This is a genomic window from Nonomuraea sp. SYSU D8015 (assembly GCF_008065375.1).
In the GTDB taxonomy this organism is placed as follows: Bacteria; Actinomycetota; Actinomycetes; order Streptosporangiales; family Streptosporangiaceae; genus Nonomuraea.
The window spans coordinates 1-15,776 of record NZ_VJYI01000010.1 but is presented as its reverse complement, the minus strand read 5'-3'; the positions used below and the strand labels follow the sequence as shown (position 1 = coordinate 15,776).

Annotated in this window: 15 protein-coding genes and 1 pseudogene; 7 read left to right on the top strand and 9 right to left on the bottom strand. The window is 72.3% G+C overall.

Features of this window, described 5'->3' with window-relative positions:
• Positions 1–72 precede the first annotated feature (72 nt).
• The 4 genes from ID574_RS34325 to ID574_RS34310 all read left to right on the top strand — a co-directional run bounded on the left by ID574_RS34325 (position 73) and on the right by ID574_RS34310 (position 3,279).
• The gene (locus tag ID574_RS34325) at positions 73–1,425 is read left to right on the top strand and encodes a TrkH family potassium uptake protein (protein ID WP_188193168.1); all 1,353 of its coding nucleotides are present in this window, start codon (positions 73–75) and stop codon (positions 1,423–1,425) included.
• A complete protein-coding gene (locus ID574_RS34320; RefSeq protein ID WP_188193167.1) occupies positions 1,418–2,080 on the top strand; it encodes a potassium channel family protein in 663 nt (220 codons plus the stop codon). The genes ID574_RS34325 and ID574_RS34320 overlap by 8 nt, the downstream gene beginning before the upstream one ends.
• 65 nt (positions 2,081–2,145) lie before the next feature.
• Complete coding sequence (locus ID574_RS34315; protein WP_188193166.1) at positions 2,146–2,592, top strand: CBS domain-containing protein; 447 nt, start codon at positions 2,146–2,148, stop codon at positions 2,590–2,592.
• 75 nt (positions 2,593–2,667) lie between these two features.
• Positions 2,668–3,279 carry a TetR/AcrR family transcriptional regulator gene (locus ID574_RS34310; RefSeq protein WP_188193165.1) on the top strand — a complete coding sequence of 204 codons (612 nt, stop codon included), beginning with the start codon at positions 2,668–2,670 and terminating at the stop codon, positions 3,277–3,279.
• A 62-nt stretch (positions 3,280–3,341) separates the two neighbouring features.
• On the opposite strand, the gene ID574_RS34305 is transcribed toward ID574_RS34310, so the two are convergent.
• The 7 genes from ID574_RS34305 to ID574_RS34270 form a co-directional block, all read right to left on the bottom strand.
• Entirely contained in the window at positions 3,342–5,741 is a 2,400-nt protein-coding gene (locus ID574_RS34305) for an ATP-binding cassette domain-containing protein (protein ID WP_188193164.1), read from the bottom strand.
• Between the two features lie 173 nt (positions 5,742–5,914).
• Complete coding sequence (locus ID574_RS34300) at positions 5,915–6,823, bottom strand: aminoglycoside adenylyltransferase domain-containing protein (protein ID WP_188193163.1); 909 nt, start codon at positions 6,821–6,823, stop codon at positions 5,915–5,917.
• A gap of 10 nt (positions 6,824–6,833) precedes the next feature.
• Positions 6,834–7,550 (bottom strand): ABC transporter ATP-binding protein, encoded by a 717-nt coding sequence (locus ID574_RS34295; protein WP_188193162.1) that lies wholly within the window; start codon positions 7,548–7,550, stop codon positions 6,834–6,836.
• Positions 7,543–8,877: an oligopeptide/dipeptide ABC transporter ATP-binding protein gene (locus ID574_RS62295; RefSeq protein ID WP_270094313.1), complete on the bottom strand. Its 1,335-nt coding sequence runs from the start codon at positions 8,875–8,877 to the stop codon at positions 7,543–7,545. Before ID574_RS62295 ends, ID574_RS34295 begins: the two co-directional genes overlap by 8 nt.
• Complete coding sequence (locus tag ID574_RS34280) at positions 8,874–9,755, bottom strand: ABC transporter permease (protein WP_188193161.1); 882 nt, start codon at positions 9,753–9,755, stop codon at positions 8,874–8,876. The genes ID574_RS62295 and ID574_RS34280 overlap by 4 nt, the downstream gene beginning before the upstream one ends.
• Positions 9,755–10,732, bottom strand: coding sequence for an ABC transporter permease (locus ID574_RS34275; protein WP_223167352.1), 978 nt, complete (start codon positions 10,730–10,732; stop codon positions 9,755–9,757). Before ID574_RS34275 ends, ID574_RS34280 begins: the two co-directional genes overlap by 1 nt.
• Positions 10,729–12,273, bottom strand: coding sequence for an ABC transporter substrate-binding protein (locus ID574_RS34270; RefSeq protein WP_188193160.1), 1,545 nt, complete (start codon positions 12,271–12,273; stop codon positions 10,729–10,731). Before ID574_RS34270 ends, ID574_RS34275 begins: the two co-directional genes overlap by 4 nt.
• Before the next feature lie 117 nt (positions 12,274–12,390).
• On the opposite strand from ID574_RS34270, the gene ID574_RS34265 reads away from it, so the two are divergent.
• Entirely contained in the window at positions 12,391–13,359 is a 969-nt protein-coding gene (locus tag ID574_RS34265) for a hydroxyacid dehydrogenase (RefSeq protein WP_188193159.1), read from the top strand.
• A 9-nt stretch (positions 13,360–13,368) separates the two neighbouring features.
• Here ID574_RS34265 and ID574_RS34260 read toward each other — a convergent pair whose 3' ends face one another.
• Both ID574_RS34260 and ID574_RS34255 read right to left on the bottom strand, forming a co-directional pair.
• Positions 13,369–14,319, bottom strand: coding sequence for an alpha/beta hydrolase (locus ID574_RS34260; protein ID WP_188193158.1), 951 nt, complete (start codon positions 14,317–14,319; stop codon positions 13,369–13,371).
• 6 nt (positions 14,320–14,325) lie between these two features.
• Entirely contained in the window at positions 14,326–15,069 is a 744-nt protein-coding gene (locus ID574_RS34255) for a phytanoyl-CoA dioxygenase family protein (RefSeq protein WP_188193157.1), read from the bottom strand.
• Between the two features lie 9 nt (positions 15,070–15,078).
• Here ID574_RS34255 and ID574_RS34250 point away from each other — a divergent pair, with 9 nt between their 5' ends.
• Both ID574_RS34250 and ID574_RS34245 read left to right on the top strand, forming a co-directional pair.
• Positions 15,079–15,555 carry a nucleoside 2-deoxyribosyltransferase domain-containing protein gene (locus tag ID574_RS34250; protein WP_188193156.1) on the top strand — a complete coding sequence of 159 codons (477 nt, stop codon included), beginning with the start codon at positions 15,079–15,081 and terminating at the stop codon, positions 15,553–15,555.
• Positions 15,556–15,651: 96 nt separating this feature from the next.
• Positions 15,652–15,776 (top strand): annotated as a pseudogene (locus tag ID574_RS34245) (L-glyceraldehyde 3-phosphate reductase); the annotation flags it as partial.

Genomic DNA, 15,776 nt, shown 5'->3' with positions numbered 1-15,776 from the left:
GTCGGCTCGGACTGTCGGCTGTGCTTTCTCGCGGGGGCGTTCCACGGTGAGTGACGCGTATGGCGGTGATCGATGATGGCAGCGGCGCCGCCGTTCTTAGCTCGATTCCGGCATCCCACCCAGGTGGTGGCCACGGCCTTCGGGCTGGCCATCGGGATCGGCACGGCCCTGTTGTCCCTGCCCGTCGCCACCACGGCCGGTGAGTCGGCCGGCTGGGTGACGGCGATGTTCACATCCGCCTCGGCCGTCTGCGTGACCGGGCTGGTGCTGGTCGACACCGAGGCGCACTGGTCGGTCTTCGGCGAGCTGGTGATCGCCGGGCTGGCCCAGGTGGGCGGGCTGGGCATCATGACCATGGCCACGCTGTTCACCCTGCTCCTCTCGGGGCGGCTGGGGCTGCGGGCCAGGATCGCGGCCCAGGCGGAGACCAAGACGCCGAGCATGAGCGACGTGCGCCAGCTGGTGCGCAAGGTGGTCGTGTTCAGCCTCGCGTGCGAGGCCGTCTTCGCCGTCGTGCTCACCGGGCGCTTCCTCATCGGGTACGGCGAGCCTTTCGGGCGCGCCCTCTACCTGGGCGGCTTCCACGCGGTCACGTCGTTCAACAGCGCCGGGTTCACGCTCTGGCCGGACAGCCTCATGCGGTTCGTCACCGACCCGTGGATCTGCCTCACCGTCTCGATCGCGGCCATCGTCGGCGGCCTGGGCTTCCCCGTGGTGTTCGAGCTGGCCCGCCACTGGCGGCACCCCCGCAAGTGGACGATCCTGACCAGGATCACCGTCGGGACGACCGTCATCCTGCTGGTGCTCGGCACGCTGATCTTCCTGGTCACCGAGTGGCGCAACCCGAGGACGCTGGGACAGCTGGACGACTCGACCAAGCTGCTGGCCGCGTTCTTCACCTCGGTCATGCCGCGCTCGGCCGGTTTCAACGTCCTGGACATCTCCCAGATGTACCCGTCGAGCTGGCTGGCCACCGACGTGCTGATGTTCATCGGCGGCGGCAGCGCGGGCACCGCGGGCGGCATCAAGGTGACCACGTTCGGGATGCTCGCCTTCATCATCTGGGCCGAGATGCGCGGCGAGAGCCGGGTCAACATCGGCCACCGGCGGCTGCCGGAGACCACCCAGCGTCAGGTGATCACCATCGCCGTGATGGGCGTCGGGCTGGTCACCGTCTCGACGTACATCCTGCTGGCGCTCACCCCGCACGGGCTGGACCAGGTGTTGTTCGAGGTGGTCTCGGCGTTCGGCACGGCAGGGCTGTCCACCGGCATCACGGGTAGCGTGGGACCCGCCGGTCACGTGCTGCTGGCCGTGCTGATGTTCATCGGCAGGATCGGCCCGCTCACCCTGGGGTCCGCGCTGGCGCTCAACCGGCGCGCCCGCCGTTACGAGCTACCCGAGGAGCGAGTCATCGTTGGCTGAGTACACAAGCAACCCGGTCGTCGTCATCGGGCTGGGCCGGTTCGGCAGCTCGCTGGCGCTGGAGCTGACCCGGCGCGGCACCGAGGTCCTGGCCATCGACAACCGGCCCAAGATCACGCAGGCGCTGGCCGGCCAGATCACCCAGATCGCGACCGCCGACGCCACCGACATCGACGCGCTGCAACAGCTGGGCGTGGCCGACTTCTACCGGGCGGTCGTGGCCATCGGCAGCGACATCGAGTCCAGCATCCTGACCACGTCGCTGCTGATCGAGCTGGAGATCAACGACATCTGGGCCAAGGCGATCAGCACCCAGCACGGCCGCATCCTCAGCCGCATCGGCGCCCACCACGTCGTCTTCCCGGAGCACGACATGGGCGAGCGGGTCGCACACCTGGTCAGCGGGCGGATGCTGGACTACATGCAGGTGGACGAGAACTTCGCGCTGGCCAAGACCAAGCCGCCGAAGGAATACGTCGGCCTGCCCCTGGGCGAGTCCAACCTGCGGCGCAAGTACGGCGTCACGATCGTCGCCGTCAAGGCCCCCGGCGAGGACTTCACGTACGCCACCGCCGACACCGAACTGTCCTACGGCGACGTCATCCTCGTGTCGGGGCGCACGGAGCAGGTCGAGCGCTTCGCCGAGCTGCCCTGACGACCGGATCCCCGGGAACCCGGGGGCTCCGCCGCGAGTTGGCTAGGCTGGAAGTGGAGGCATCGATGCGCGCACGCGATCTCGCCGTCGAGTTCCCGACGGTCACGCTGGACAGCCCGGCGCTGGACGCCGCCAAGCTGCTGGCCGAGCAGGATCTCCCCGGCCTCATCATCGTCGACGACGATCGGCGGCCGCTCAGCATCCTGCCCGGCACCCAGGTGCTGCGACTGGCCGTCCCGCCCTACTGCCAGGACGACCCGGCGCTGGCGCGGGTGGTGGACGAGGCCCACGCCGACCTGTTCCTGCGCCGGCTGGGTGACAAGACCGTCCGCGAGTGCCTGCCCGAGCAGCCGCGGGAGCTGCCGGTGGCCGACATGAAGGCGACCGTGCTGGAGCTGGCGGCGCTCATGGCCCGCACGCGCAGCCCGCTCACCGCGGTCGTGGACGGCGAGGGGCGGCTGGCGGGGGCGGTCACGCTGCAGTCGCTGATGGACCACGTGCTGGAGCTGTGATCCGGTCCAGGCTCCTGTCCCCGTCCGCCGAGCGTGTCGCCCGGCCTTCCCCGCCGGACGTCGTAGGGTGGTCGCATGGCGAAGACCGCGGCACGACAGCCCGTACCCACCCGGCGGGCCGACGCGGAGCGCAACATCGCCGCGATCCTCGAGGCCGGCACCCGGCTGCTCAGCTACGACCCGGGCGCCAGCGTGGCCGACATCGCCAAGGCCGCCGGGGTGGGCCGGGTCACGCTGTACGGGCACTTCCCGTCGCGGGAGGCGCTGGTGGACGCCGTGCTGGACCACGCGGGCGGCGTGGCGGACACGGTGCTGGAGGATCCCTCGATCGACACGGCCCCGGCGCCCGAGGCCATGGCGGGGCTGCTGCGGTCGTCGTGGGAGATCCTCGACCGGCACCGCCGCCTGTTCGTGGCCGCTGACCGGGTCATGGCCACCGAGCGGATCAGGGAGCACCACGACCGGCCGCTGCGGCGGGTGGAGCGGCTGATCGCGCGCGGGCAGCGGGAAAGTGTGTTCCGCACCGACCTGCCGCTGCCCTGGCTGGTGACGACGTTCTTCGCGATCATCCACAGCGCCGCGCAGGAGCGGGAGGCTGGCCGGCTCGCGGCCGACGAGGTGGAGCGGGTGCTGGTCACGACGATGCTGTCGCTCCTGACGTCCGGCGTGCGGTCCCGGCCCGAGTAGCGGGCCGCCCTCCTTCTCCTGGTTCTTCGAGGCCGGGCCGCTCGGCCCCGAGATGTCTCACCTCAATCGCGTGCGCCGACGTAGGCCGCGAGGTGCTCGCCGGTGAGGGTGGAGCGGGCGGCGACGAGGTCGGCGGGGGTGCCCTCGAAGACGATCCGGCCGCCGTCGTGGCCGGCGCCGGGGCCGAGGTCGATGATCCAGTCGGCGTGCGCCATGACCGCCTGGTGGTGCTCGACGACGATGACCGACTTGCCGGAGTCGACGAGCCGGTCGAGCAGGCCGAGCAGCTGCTCGACGTCGGCGAGGTGAAGGCCGGCGGTCGGCTCGTCGAGGATATAGATGCCGCCCTTCTCGGCCATGCGGGTGGCGAGCTTGAGCCGCTGCCGCTCGCCCCCGGACAGCGTGGTGAGCGGCTGGCCCAGGCTGAGATAGCCGAGCCCGACGTCGGCGAGCCGGGTGAGGATGGCGTGCGCGGCCGGCGTGCGCGCCTCGCCGGCGCCGAAGAACTCCCGGGCCTCGGCCACCGACATCGCGAGCACCTCGCTGATGTCGCGACCGCCGAGGTGGTAGTCCAGCACCGACGGCTCGAACCGCTTCCCCTCGCATTCCTCGCACGTGCTGGCCATGCTGGCCATGAACCCCAGATCTGTGTAGACGACGCCGACGCCGTTGCAGGTGGGGCAGGCCCCCTCGGAGTTGGCGCTGAACAGCGCCGGCTTCACACCGTTGGCCTTCGCGAACGCCTTGCGGATCGGGTCGAGCAGTCCGGTGTACGTCGCCGGGTTGCTCCGTCGCGAGCCGCGGATCGGGGTCTGGTCGATCGACACCACACCCGCGCCGGCGGGGATCGACCCGTGCACGAGCGAGCTCTTGCCGGAGCCGGCGACGCCGGTGACCACGACCAGCACTCCGAGCGGGATGTCGACGTCGACGTCGCGCAGGTTGTGCGTCGCCGCGCCCCGGATCTCCAGCTTCCCGGTGGGCGTCCGCACCGACTCCTTGAGTGCGGCCCGGTCGTCGAGGTGACGGCCGGTGACGGTGTCGCCGGCCCGCAGCCCCTCGACGGTGCCCTCGAAGCAGACGGTGCCGCCCGCCGCGCCGGCGCCGGGGCCGAGGTCGACGACGTGGTCGGCAATCTTGATCGTCTCGGGCTCGTGCTCCACGACGAGCACCGTGTTGCCCTTGTCCCGCAGCCGCTGCAGCAGGTCGTTCATCCGCTGGATGTCATGGGGGTGCAGGCCCGTGGTGGGCTCGTCGAAGACGTACGTGGTGTCGGTGAGCGAGGAGCCGAGGTGGCGGATCATCTTGACGCGCTGCGACTCGCCGCCCGACAGCGTGCCCGACGGCCGGTCGAGCGACAGATAACCCAGCCCGATCTCCACGAACGAGTCGAGCGTCCGCTGCAGCGCGGCGAGCAGCGGCGCCACCGACGGCTCGTCGAGACCGCGGACCCATGCGGCCAGGTCGCTGATCTGCATCGCGCACGCGTCGGCGATGTTGACCCCGCCGATCCTCGACGACCGGGCCGCCTCGCTGAGCCGGGTGCCGTCGCACTCGGGACAGGTGGTGAAGGTGACCGCCCGGTCCACGAACTCCCGGATGTGCGGCTGCATCGCCTCCCGGTCCTTGGAGAGGAACGACTTCTGGATCTTCGGAATCAGCCCCTCGAAGGTGTAGTTGACCCCCTCGACCTTCACCTTGGTCGGCTCCCGGTAGAGGAAGTCGTGCATCTCCTTCTTGGTGAACTCGCGGATCGGCTTGTCCGGGTCGAGGAAGCCCGACTCGGCGTAGATGCGCACGGTCCACCAGCTGTCCGACTTCCAGCCGGGGATGGTGAACGCGCCCTCGGCGATCGACTTGGAGTCGTCGTAGAGCTGGGTGAGGTCGATGTCGGAGACCGCGCCCCGGCCTTCGCAGCGCGTGCACATGCCGCCGGTGCGGGTGTAGGTCGCCTTCTCCGCCTTGCTGCTGGAACCGCGTTGGACGGTGATCGCACCGCTCGCCCGGACCGAGGCGACGTTGAAGGCGAACGCGCTGGGCGGGCCGATGTGCGGCTGCCCGAGCCGGCTGAAGAGGATGCGCAGCATCGCGTTGGCGTCGGTGGCGGTGCCGACGGTGGAGCGGGGGTCGGCGCCCATCCGCTCCTGGTCGACGATGATCGCAGTGGTGAGCCCTTCGAGTACGTCGACCTCGGGCCGCGCCATCGTCGGCATGAAGCCCTGCACGAAGGTGCTGTAGGTCTCGTTGATCATCCGCTGCGACTCGGCGGCGATCGTGCCGAACACCAGTGAGCTCTTGCCCGAGCCGGAGACGCCGGTGAACACCGTCAGCCGTCGCTTCGGGATCTCGACGCTGATGTCCTTGAGGTTGTTCACGCGCGCGCCGTGCACGCGGATCAGATCGTGGCTGTCGGCAACGTGCAGCGCAGGCGACTGCGTGTCCGTCGTCGTGGCCATGCTCATCGTGTCTCCATCTGGTAGGACGGCGCCGCCGTCGGCGTCACCTGGCTGGATCTGACCAGCTTCGAGCAGTGGGTCTGTCATCTCGCCGGCGCGGTCGCGACGACGCTGATGTCCATGGAGGTCACCCTATGTGTGGCTCCGTGACCGCGCTTCTCGAATCCTGCTCAGTCGCGTCACCCGGCGCGGGAGAGGCCCGCGCGGCGCAGGACGTACGTGGCGAACGCCTGCAGCGCGTCCTCGTCCCAGGCGTGCCCGTCGGTCTCCCGGTCCTCCGCCGGGACCGGGCGGGCGCTGCGGTAGCAGCTCAGCGCCTGCCGGACGATCGGCCGGAGCGGCTGCGGGAGCTCGTCCAGTGCCCAGGCGGCGCCTTCCTCCTTGCTGGGCACGGTCGCTGGGCCGCCGTCGAGGACCGCGAGCACCCGGCACGCGTTGAGCACGCCGTAGTAGGGCGACCGCGGCAGCCGTTCCATGGCCCACGCGAGGTCGTCGGTGATGGCCGCCACGTAGTCGTCCCGTGGCACGGGCGCGAACACGGTCTCGGCGGGCGGGCCGAGCAGGGTGACACCGCGTTCCCTGGCGACCGTGATGTGGGCGGCCAGGTCCGGGTCGGCGCGCGGCGCGTCGTGGTCGACGCCGCCCGCGAGGATGTCAGCGGTCCACATGGAGGAGCAGTGGACCTCGTAGGGGCGCGGATGCTGGTGTGTCGCGGCCTGCTCGCGGCTCAGGACGGACACCTCCAGGTCGCCCGGGACCGGGCGGTCCGCGCTCCTCAGGGCGAGGGCGCGGGCGACGCTCGCCCGCTGCGTCGCCGTCAGCGAGCCGGGGGTCACGAGCAGCAGGTCCAGGTCACTCTTGGCGCGGTGGTAGCAGCCCATGGCCAGCGATCCGTGGAGGTAGGCGCCCAGCAGGGGGACGCCTACCGCGTCGAGGGTGCCGGTGACGTGGTCGCGGATGTCGGGGTCGCAGTCGGCCCACGACTGGGGGCGGTCCGGCTCGTGATCGGGCCACGACCGCGGGCGGCCCGGCTGATGATCAGGCCCGGACAGTGAGCCGTCAGGCTCATGATCGGAGACGTCCGGCACGGGGTTCACGCTAGTGCCGGTCGAGGGCGCTGGGCGAACGGGTTTCCGCGCCGCCGTCCTGCTCTCTCGCGCCGCCCTCCCTCTTCCGCGTGCCGCCGCCGTCCCACTCCCGGACGTTCCCGCCCGTCCAGCGGTCCAGGAGCTCGGCGTCGTGGCTGATGGCGAGCACCCCGGCCCCCGTCCGCTCCCGGTAGGCCTCGATCCTGTGGACGAGGTGGGCCTGGGTGGAGGCGTCCAGCATGGTGGTCATCTCGTCGCAGATCAGGTAGCGCGGTTCGAGGGCGAGGGCGCGCGCCACGCACGCCCGCTGGAGCTGGCCGTCCGAGACCTCGTGCGGGCGGCGTCCGTGCAGCTCCGAGGTCAGGCCCAGCTCTTCGGCCAGCCGGTACGCCCGGTCCACGGGACGCCGGGTGGCCCGCAGCGGTTCGGCGATCACGTCCAGGAGCGTGAAGCGGGGGTCGACGGCGAGCCGGGGCTGCTGGAAGATCAGCCCGATGGAGGTGCGCTGCGGCGCCCGGTGCCGCCAGCCGCGTACCGCCCGGCCGTCGATGGCGACCGCGCCCGCGGACGGGCGCAGCAGCAGGGCGAGCACGCGGGCCAGCGTGGACTTGCCGCACCCGCTCGGGCCCGCGAGGCCGAGGACCTCGCCGGGGCGCACGGACAGCGTCACGCCGTCGAGGACGCGGTGGCGGCCGAAGGAGACGGCGATGCCGGTGGCCTCAAGCATGGTGGCAGGCCACCCCGTTCATGATCGGCTGCTCGTCGCACGCGGCGGTGGCCAGCGTGCAGCGGGGCCGGAAGGCGCAGCCGTCCGGCAGGCGGGTGAGTTCGGGCGGCTGGCCGGGGATCGGCACGAACCCGCGCGACGGCAGGGCGTCCAGCAGGCCCTTCGCGTACGGGTGCCGGGGTCCGGCGAAGAACTGCCGCGCTTCGGCGAGCTCGACGACGCGGCCGGCGTACATGACGGCGAGGTCGTCGGCCACCTGCTCGGCGGCGCGCAGATCGTGCGTGATGACCAGGACCGCGCGGCCCTCGTCGCACAGGCGGCGCAGCTCGGCCATGGTCGCGTCCACGAGCGGCCGGTCGAGGCCGGTGGTGGGCTCGTCGGCGACGATCAACGGCGGGTCGCCGGCCAGGGCAAGCGCGTTGGCGACGCGCTGGGCCATGCCGCCGGACAGCTGGTGCGGGTAGCGGTCGAGGTCGTGCGGCCGCAGCCCGGCCCGTTCGGCGACGGCCTCCGGCGTCTCCGGGCGGCCCAGCTCCCGCAGCGTCTCGGCCAGCTGGGCGCGGGCCGTGCGAACGGGGGTGAGATGGGCCGCGGGGCTCTGCGGGACGAGCCCGATCAGGCGTCCGCGCACCTGCCTGGCCAGCACCTTCTCCGGCGCCGCCACCAGGTCGATCATCCTGCCGCCACCGGCCGCCGGCGCGTCTCCCGTGACCCCGGCCCCGGCCTCCGACGCAACCGGCCCGGGAACGTCCGGCGCGGCGACCGGCCTCTCCCGCCGGCCGCGCGTCGCCGCATCCCCCCGCGCGGCGGTGCCGTGAGCCCGCCTGGCCTCGACGTCCGGCACGCGTCGCCCGGCGACCGCCACGCCCTGTCCGGGGACGGCGGCGTCCGATACGGCCTGTCCGGCGAGCGCCGCCTCCTCAAGGGCACCCTGCGGAACCGTGGCGCTCCGAGAGGGCTGGGGGCGGTCGGCGACGGCCGGATCATCCGGTGGGCCGTGCCAAGTGTGGCCGCCGGTGGCCTCCTCGTCCAGCGGGCCGTGCCGGACATGACCGCCGGCGGCATCCAGGTCCGGCAGGCCGTGCCGGGCGTGGCCGCCGGCGGGATCCGGGGCCGGGAGGTCGAGCCAGGCGTGGCCGGTGACGGTGGCGTTGGCCGGAAGGAGGCCGAGGAGGGCGTGGGCCATGACGGACTTGCCGCAGCCGGACTCCCCCACCAACGCCAGGCAGCGCCCCTCCCGCAGCTCGAAGCGGGCGTCGGTGACCGCGTGCACGGTCGCGCCCGGCAGGTGAAAGCGTACGGAGAGCCCGTCCACACGCAGTCTCACAACATCAGCTCCGATCTCCAGCGCGGGTTCGCGCGGTCGCGGACGTACTGGGCGAGCGCCGACACCGCCAGCGTGGGCACCACGATCAGCAGCCCAGGGAAGAGACTGGACCACCAGTCGCCGGCCAGCAGCGACCGCTGCCCATCGTTGATCATGTTGCCGAGCGAGGCCAGGTGGGCGGGCAGCCCGAGGCCGAGGAAGCTCAGCGCGGTCTCGTGCCAGATGGCGTGCGGGATCATCAGCACGGTGGCCAGCAGCAGCTGCGGCGCCAGGTTGGGCAGGAAGTGCCGGCGCACGACGCGGAGCCGGCCGGAGCCGCCGGAGATCGCGGCGTCCACGAACGGCCGCCCGCGCAGCGACAGCACCTCCGACCGGACGATCCTGGCGGCCGTCGTCCAGTGGGTGACGGCGACGGACACGATCACCGCGGTCGCGCTGGGCGCGAACAGCGCCACGATGAAGACGCCGAACAGCAGGTGCGGCAGGGAGTTGAAGCCGTCCACGACCCGCATGAGGATCCGGTCGGCGAGCCCGCCGGCCGCCCCCGCCGCCAGGCCGACGAGCCCGCCGATCACGACGCTGCCGACCGCCGCCACGAGCCCGACCACGAGCGAGACCCGCAGCCCGTAGATCGAGCGGATCAGCACGTCCCGGCCGACCTCGTCGGTGCCGAACGGATGCGCGGGCGACGGTGGGAGCCCCGCGGCGCGCAGGTCCACGAGCTGCTGGTCGAGCTGGACGATCAGCGGCACCAGCACCACGGCCAGGACCAGCACGGCCAGCGTGCCCAGCGCGAGGCGGTGACGGCGGGCGGGCCGCCTCGCCCTCCGGCCGGATCGGCCCGGCCACGCCCGCCGCCACGACTGTGAGATCGCCATCAGCTCACCCCGAGCACGCGGACGCGCGGGTCGGCCACGGTGTAGGCCAGGTCGGCCAGCAGGTTCCCGGCCACCACCGCGAGCGTGGCCAGCAGGGTGAGCGCCGCCAGCAGCGGGAAGTCCACCGCCAGCGCGGCCTTGATCGTGGTCCCCGCCACCCCGGGCCAGGAGAACACGGCCTCCACCAGGATCGCTCCCGTCACCAGCTCGGGCACCCGCGCCCCCATGATCGTGATGAACGGCAGCAGCGCCGACCGCAGCGCATGCCGCACCAGCACCGTGCGACCGCGCAGCCCGCGCGCCCGCGCCCCGGTCACGAAGTCCTCCCGCAGCACGCCGATGACCGACTCCCGCACGAACAGCAGCAGCCACGACGACTGCGAGAACGCCAGCACCGCCACCGGCAGCACCATGTGCCGCAGCAGGTCCGGCACGGTGACCGTGGTGGCGGCGGCGTCGGTGAGGCCGCCGGCGGGCAGCCAGCCGAGCGACACGGAGAACACCCAGATCGCCAGCAGCCCGACCCAGAAAACGGGTGCCGCCTCGGTGGTGAACGCCGTTCCGGTGATCAGCCGGTCCAGCCAGGAGTCGCGCCGCCAGGCGGACAGCGTGCCGATGGCCAGCGCGGCGGCCAGCATGACGACCAGCGCGCATGCGACGACGAGCAGCGTCCAGCCGAGCCGCTCGCCGATCACCTGGGCGACCGGCAGCCGCATCGACCGCGACTCGCCGAGGTCGCCGGCCAGCAGGTTGCCGAGCCAGGTGGCGTATTGCTCGATGAGCGGCCGGTCGAGGCCCCAGTTGGCCCTGATCTGGGCCATGATCTCGGGGCTGGTGACCATGGCCCGCTCCCCCAGGTACTGGCGTACCGGGTCGAACGGGGACGCCTTGGCCAGCGCGAACATCCCGGACGTCACGGCCAGCAGCAGCGGCACGGCGAAGGCCAGCCGCCACGCCACGATTCTGATCCAGGTCACGAGGCGGGCTTCCAGTTCACGACGGTGCCGAGCAGGCCGCCGGTGGCGTGCTCGTGCGGCTCGACGCCGACGGTGACGCCGGTCCACTCGCCGCGTACGACGTAGGTGTGCTTCAGGTAGACGAGGTACAGCCAGACGGCGTCGTCGCTGATGCGCCGCTGCACCTCGTCGTACGCCTTCTTGCGGGCGGCCGGGTCGGCCGTGCGCCGCCCCTCCTCCAGCAACCGGTCGACCTCGGGGTTGTCGTAACGGCCCGGGTTGAAGTAGCCCTGGCCGGCGTAGGAGGAGTGGAACAGCTCGTAGTTGGTGTAGTCGGGGTCGAACGGGGTCCCCCAGCCCATGATCAGCGCGTCCTGGGACATGCGCTGGTCGATGGCGTCCCAGTCGAGCCCGGCCAGCCGGACGTCGATGCCGATCTGCTTGGCGTCCGAGGCCACGGCCAGCGCCAGCTCCTTGCGGAGCGAGTCGCCCGCCGGGTACATGAGCGTGAACCTGGCGGGCGTGCCGTCCTTGACGCGGATGCCGTCAGGGCCCGCCCTCCAGCCGGCCTCCTCCAGTGTGGCGACGGCCTTGGCGCGGTCGGGTGAGGCGGAACCGGTCACGGCCGGGTTGTGCCACGTGGTGCCGGGCGCGATCGGCCCGAACGCGGGGGTGCCGGAGCCGGCCAGGATGGCCGACACCATGGCGGCGCGGTCCACGGCCAGGCTCAGCGCCCTGCGGATGGCCAGGTCGCCGGTGACGGGCCGCTCCAGGGGGAACATCACACCCCGGTAGTCGGCGCTGGGCGCCTCGTGCACGGTGACCTCCGGCTGGTTCCTGAACCGGGCGACGGCCTTGGGGGGCAGCTCCGTGGCGGTGAACTCGCCCGCCGCCATCCTGGTGGCCCGCGCGTTGTCGTCGGAGGTGTACGCCAGCACCAGGCTCTTGATCGCGGGTTTCTCCCCCCAGTACCGGTCGTTGGCCTTCAGTGTGATCTTGTCTCCCTTGGTCCAGGACACGAAGGCGTACGGGCCGGTTCCGACGGGCGTGCCGGACAGGTCCGACCCGGAGGGGACGATGCCGAGCGTGGCGCGTTGCAGGATGGGCGCGTACGGGTGCTTGAGGCGGAAGACGACCGTGCGCGGGTCGGGCGCCTCGACCTTCTCGATGGCGGCGTAGTCGCCCCTGATCGGCGAGTTGTTGGCGGCCTTCAGCACCTGCTCGTACGTGTAGGCGACGTCGGCACTGGTCAGCTGCTTGCCGTCGTGGAAGGTGACGCCCTGCCGGAGCGTGAACCGCACCTCCTTGCCGGCCGCCTCGGGCAGCGCCTCGGCCAGCGCGGGCTGCAGCCGCAGGTCGGGGGTGCGCCGCACCAGCCCGTCGTACAGCAGCGAGCCGCCGTCCGGCGCGTAGCCGAGCACCGGGTTCAGCGTGTCGGGCTCCGACCCCAGCCCGAGCACGGCCGTGTCCTGCGGCGCCGGGCCTGCGGCGGGCTGCGAGGGAACCGAACAGGCGCCCAGCGCCAGGACGAACACCCCGAACAGTGCGAATCTTCGCCTCATGAGGGCGACCTTAGAGCTAAGCTATGGCTATTGCAAGAAGGTCGCAATAGCGAGCCCTCGGCAAGCCGCCTCGAGGGCGAGCCGGCCGGGAAACCCGGACGGGGTAAGATCGATACGATGATCGCGGTTTTCGTCTTCGACCCGCCCTCGCAGGTCGGGCGTTTCTTCACCCCCGAGCTGCTGGCGGAGCTGCGCCGGCACGTCGAGATCGACCCGGAGCTGGTCCTGACCGGCTACGACGACCCGGCGCTGGCGCGGGCGGAGATCCTCATCACCGGCTGGGGCGCCCCGACGCTGGACGCCCGCGCCCTGGCGGGGGCGCCCAATCTGCGCTACGTCGTGCACACGGCCGGCACGGTGAAGTGGCTCGCCGGGCCGGAGGTGTTCGCCCGCGGGATCCAGGTCAGCTCCCAGGCCGCGGCCAACGCCGTCCCCGTGGCGGAATACACCCTGGCGATGATCCTGCTGGCCAACAAGCAGGTGTGGCAGCTGTCGCGCGCGTACACCGAGAGCCGGCGCGCGCCAGGCCTCGACACGATCTGGTCGGCGGGCGGCAACGCGGGCCGCACCGTGGGCGTGATCGGCGCCTCCGCCGTCGGCCGCAAGCTCCTGGAGCTGCTGCGCCCCTTCGACCTGCACGCCCTCCTGTACGACCCCACCCTCGACTCCGCCGACGGGCTGGACGCCGAGCTGGTGGAGCTGCCGGAGCTGATGGCCCGCAGCGACGTGGTCACCATCCACGCCCCGGCGCTGCCCGAGACCCGCCACCTGGTCGGCGCGGACCAGATCGCGCTGATGCGGCCCGGCGCCACCCTGATCAACACCGCCCGGCCCTCGCTCGTGGACCAGGACGCGCTCACCAAGGCCGTGGCACGCGGCCACATCTACGCCGTGCTGGACGTGATCGAGCCGGACGACGCCCTGTTCACGCTGCCCGGAGTGCTGCTGACGCCGCACGTGGCCGGGTCGGTCGGCACCGAGCTCCACAGGCTGGCCGCGGGCGCGGTGGCGGAGGTCGCGAACATCGCGGCCGGGCGGCCGCTGCGCCACGCGGTCGATCCGGCGACGCAGCACCTCAAGGCGTGACCGTCCCGGTCAGGCACCGATGGCCGCGCGGAGCATCGGCAGCGCCCGCTCCAGCGCGCGCTCCCAATACGGGAAGGTATGCGTGCCCGCGCCGTAGAAGTCTGTGGTGATCTGCGCGCCCGCCTGCCTGGCCCGCTCCGCGAAGGTCAGCGCCTGGCCCAGCAACGCGCCCTCGAAGTCGGCCGACGCGCCGGGCGGGTCCAGCGGGCCCGGCCGGCCGTCGCCGCAGGACACGTAGAGCCGGACGTCCTTCAGCCGCCCGGCGAGCGCGGCGGGGTTGTGGGCCTCCCACACCTGCCGGTCGCGGGCCGGCTCGCCCCAGAGGGCCTCGGGGTCCTCGCCGTTCCTGCGGACGAGGTCGCGCAGGCCGCTGCGGTCGCCGGTCGTGTCCAGGACGCCCGAGAACGACGCCGCCGCGCGGAACGTGCCGGGGTGCCGCGCGGCGTACCCCATGGCGCCGAGCCCGCCCATCGACAGCCCGGCGATCGCCCGCCTGGGTCCCGCGCCGTACTCGGCCTCGATCAGCGGGATGAGCTCCCTGATGTGGTACGTCTCCCACTTCGGCCCACGGAGCCAGTCGGAGTAGAAGCCGACCTGACCGCCGTCGGGGATCACCACGATCGCCCGCATCCCGGCCGTGAGCCGCTCCGCGCCGCCCTCGTCGACCCAGACGAGGTGGCTGGGGCTGCAGCAGCCGTGCAGCAGGTAGAGCACCGGCCACGGGCCGGACCCGGGCGTCCACCCCTGCGGGAGCAGAACGCGCACGGGAGTCTCCCGGCCGAGCGCCGGGGATCGTACGGTGAGGTCGTAGCCGCGCTCACCCGCCTTCTCCCGCGCCACGATCCGCGCGCCGCCCCCGGGCTCGGAGGCCGGCGCGCCGCGTAAGACCACGACGGCGACGGCCACGACGGCCACCGCCGCGATCACGGCCAGGACGGTCCACATCCACCGCGTCCGCATGGTCGTTCATCCTCCGCGCGTCGTCGGATCGACGCCCCGCAGCATCATCCCCTGCCCGCGCGAGAGGTGCATGTCGTCGGCGGGCTGGTCCTCAGGGTCGCGGAACTGGATGAGCAGGGTCGTGCGGGCCTCGGCCGCCCGGTTGATCCCGGATCCGTGCACCGTGAGATAGCTCAGGAACAGCACGTCCCCCGCCTCGGCCTCCACGGGCACGGCGTCCCCCAGCGGCCACTGCGAGAGCGGCAGGTGCCAGCCGCCCTCCTCGATGTGCGGCAGCGGCCCGTTCCGGTGGCTGCCGGGCACGACGCGCACGCACCCCTTCTCCTCCGGCGCGTCGTCGAAGTGGAAGATGGCCGCGCCGACCCTGTGTCTGGTGTGCGGGAAGTGCGCGGCGTCCTGGTGCATGGGAAACGGCGAGCCCCTCTCCGCCGGCTTGACGAAGATCTTGGTGTGGTGGAGCTGCACGTTCTCCGACCCGATGAGGGCCGCCGCCACGTCGGTGAAGCGCGGATCGACCATGAGCCGGGCGAACGCCGCCGAGTAGAACTGCGCGTCGTGGCAGTGCCGCAGCTCGGTGGGGCGGCCGGCGAGCGCGCGGGCGCTCCCCCACGTGGGGTCCGTGCGCCGCAACCGCGCCAGCACCCCATGGCACTCCTCCCGGTACGCCCGCGCCTCTTCCCTGGTCAGCAGCCCTTTGACCAGCACGTATCCGTTGTCTTCGTAGAAACGCACCATCGATGGATCAGTCATGGACTAAGCATGCGTCCCATGCGCAGCTACTTCGAGGCTCCCGACCCGTACGAGCCGGCACCCGGCGATCCGCCCGCGGTTTTCCTGGCCGGCGGGATCACCGGGGTGGAGGACTGGCAGCGGCGGGCGGCGGCCGCGCTGGGGCCGCTCGGGGTGATCGTGCTCAACCCGCGCCGCCGGGAGTTCCCCATCGGCGATCCCGCCCAGACGCCGGTGCAGATCACGTGGGAGCACCGCCACCTGCACCTGCCCGGGGTGCTGACGATGTTCTGGTTCCCGGCGGGCGACAGCGTCCAGCCGATCGCGATGCTGGAACTGGGCGCGGCGCTGGACAACCCCGCCCGGCGGATGGTGGTCGGGGCCGACCCCGGGTACCCGCGGGTCGAGGACGTCCGCTGGCAGACGCGGCTCGCGCGCCCGGACGAGGCCGTGCACTCCACCCTGGACGACACGCTGGCCGCCGTCCGGGCGCGGCTTCCCTTCTGACGGCGCCGAGGTGATCGCCGAGCGGCGGCTCGGCACGGCGCTCGGTAACGTGACCTTGTAAAACGTTTCATTTCCTCTTTGGTGGAAGGTTCACCCTTGGACTACGCACGTCAGCCGTACCGCAGGTGCGGCCGCAGCGGTCTGCTGCTCCCCGCCGTCTCCCTCGGCCTGTGGCACAACTTCGGCGAAGGCAAACCCCTCGACAGCCAGCGCGCCATCCT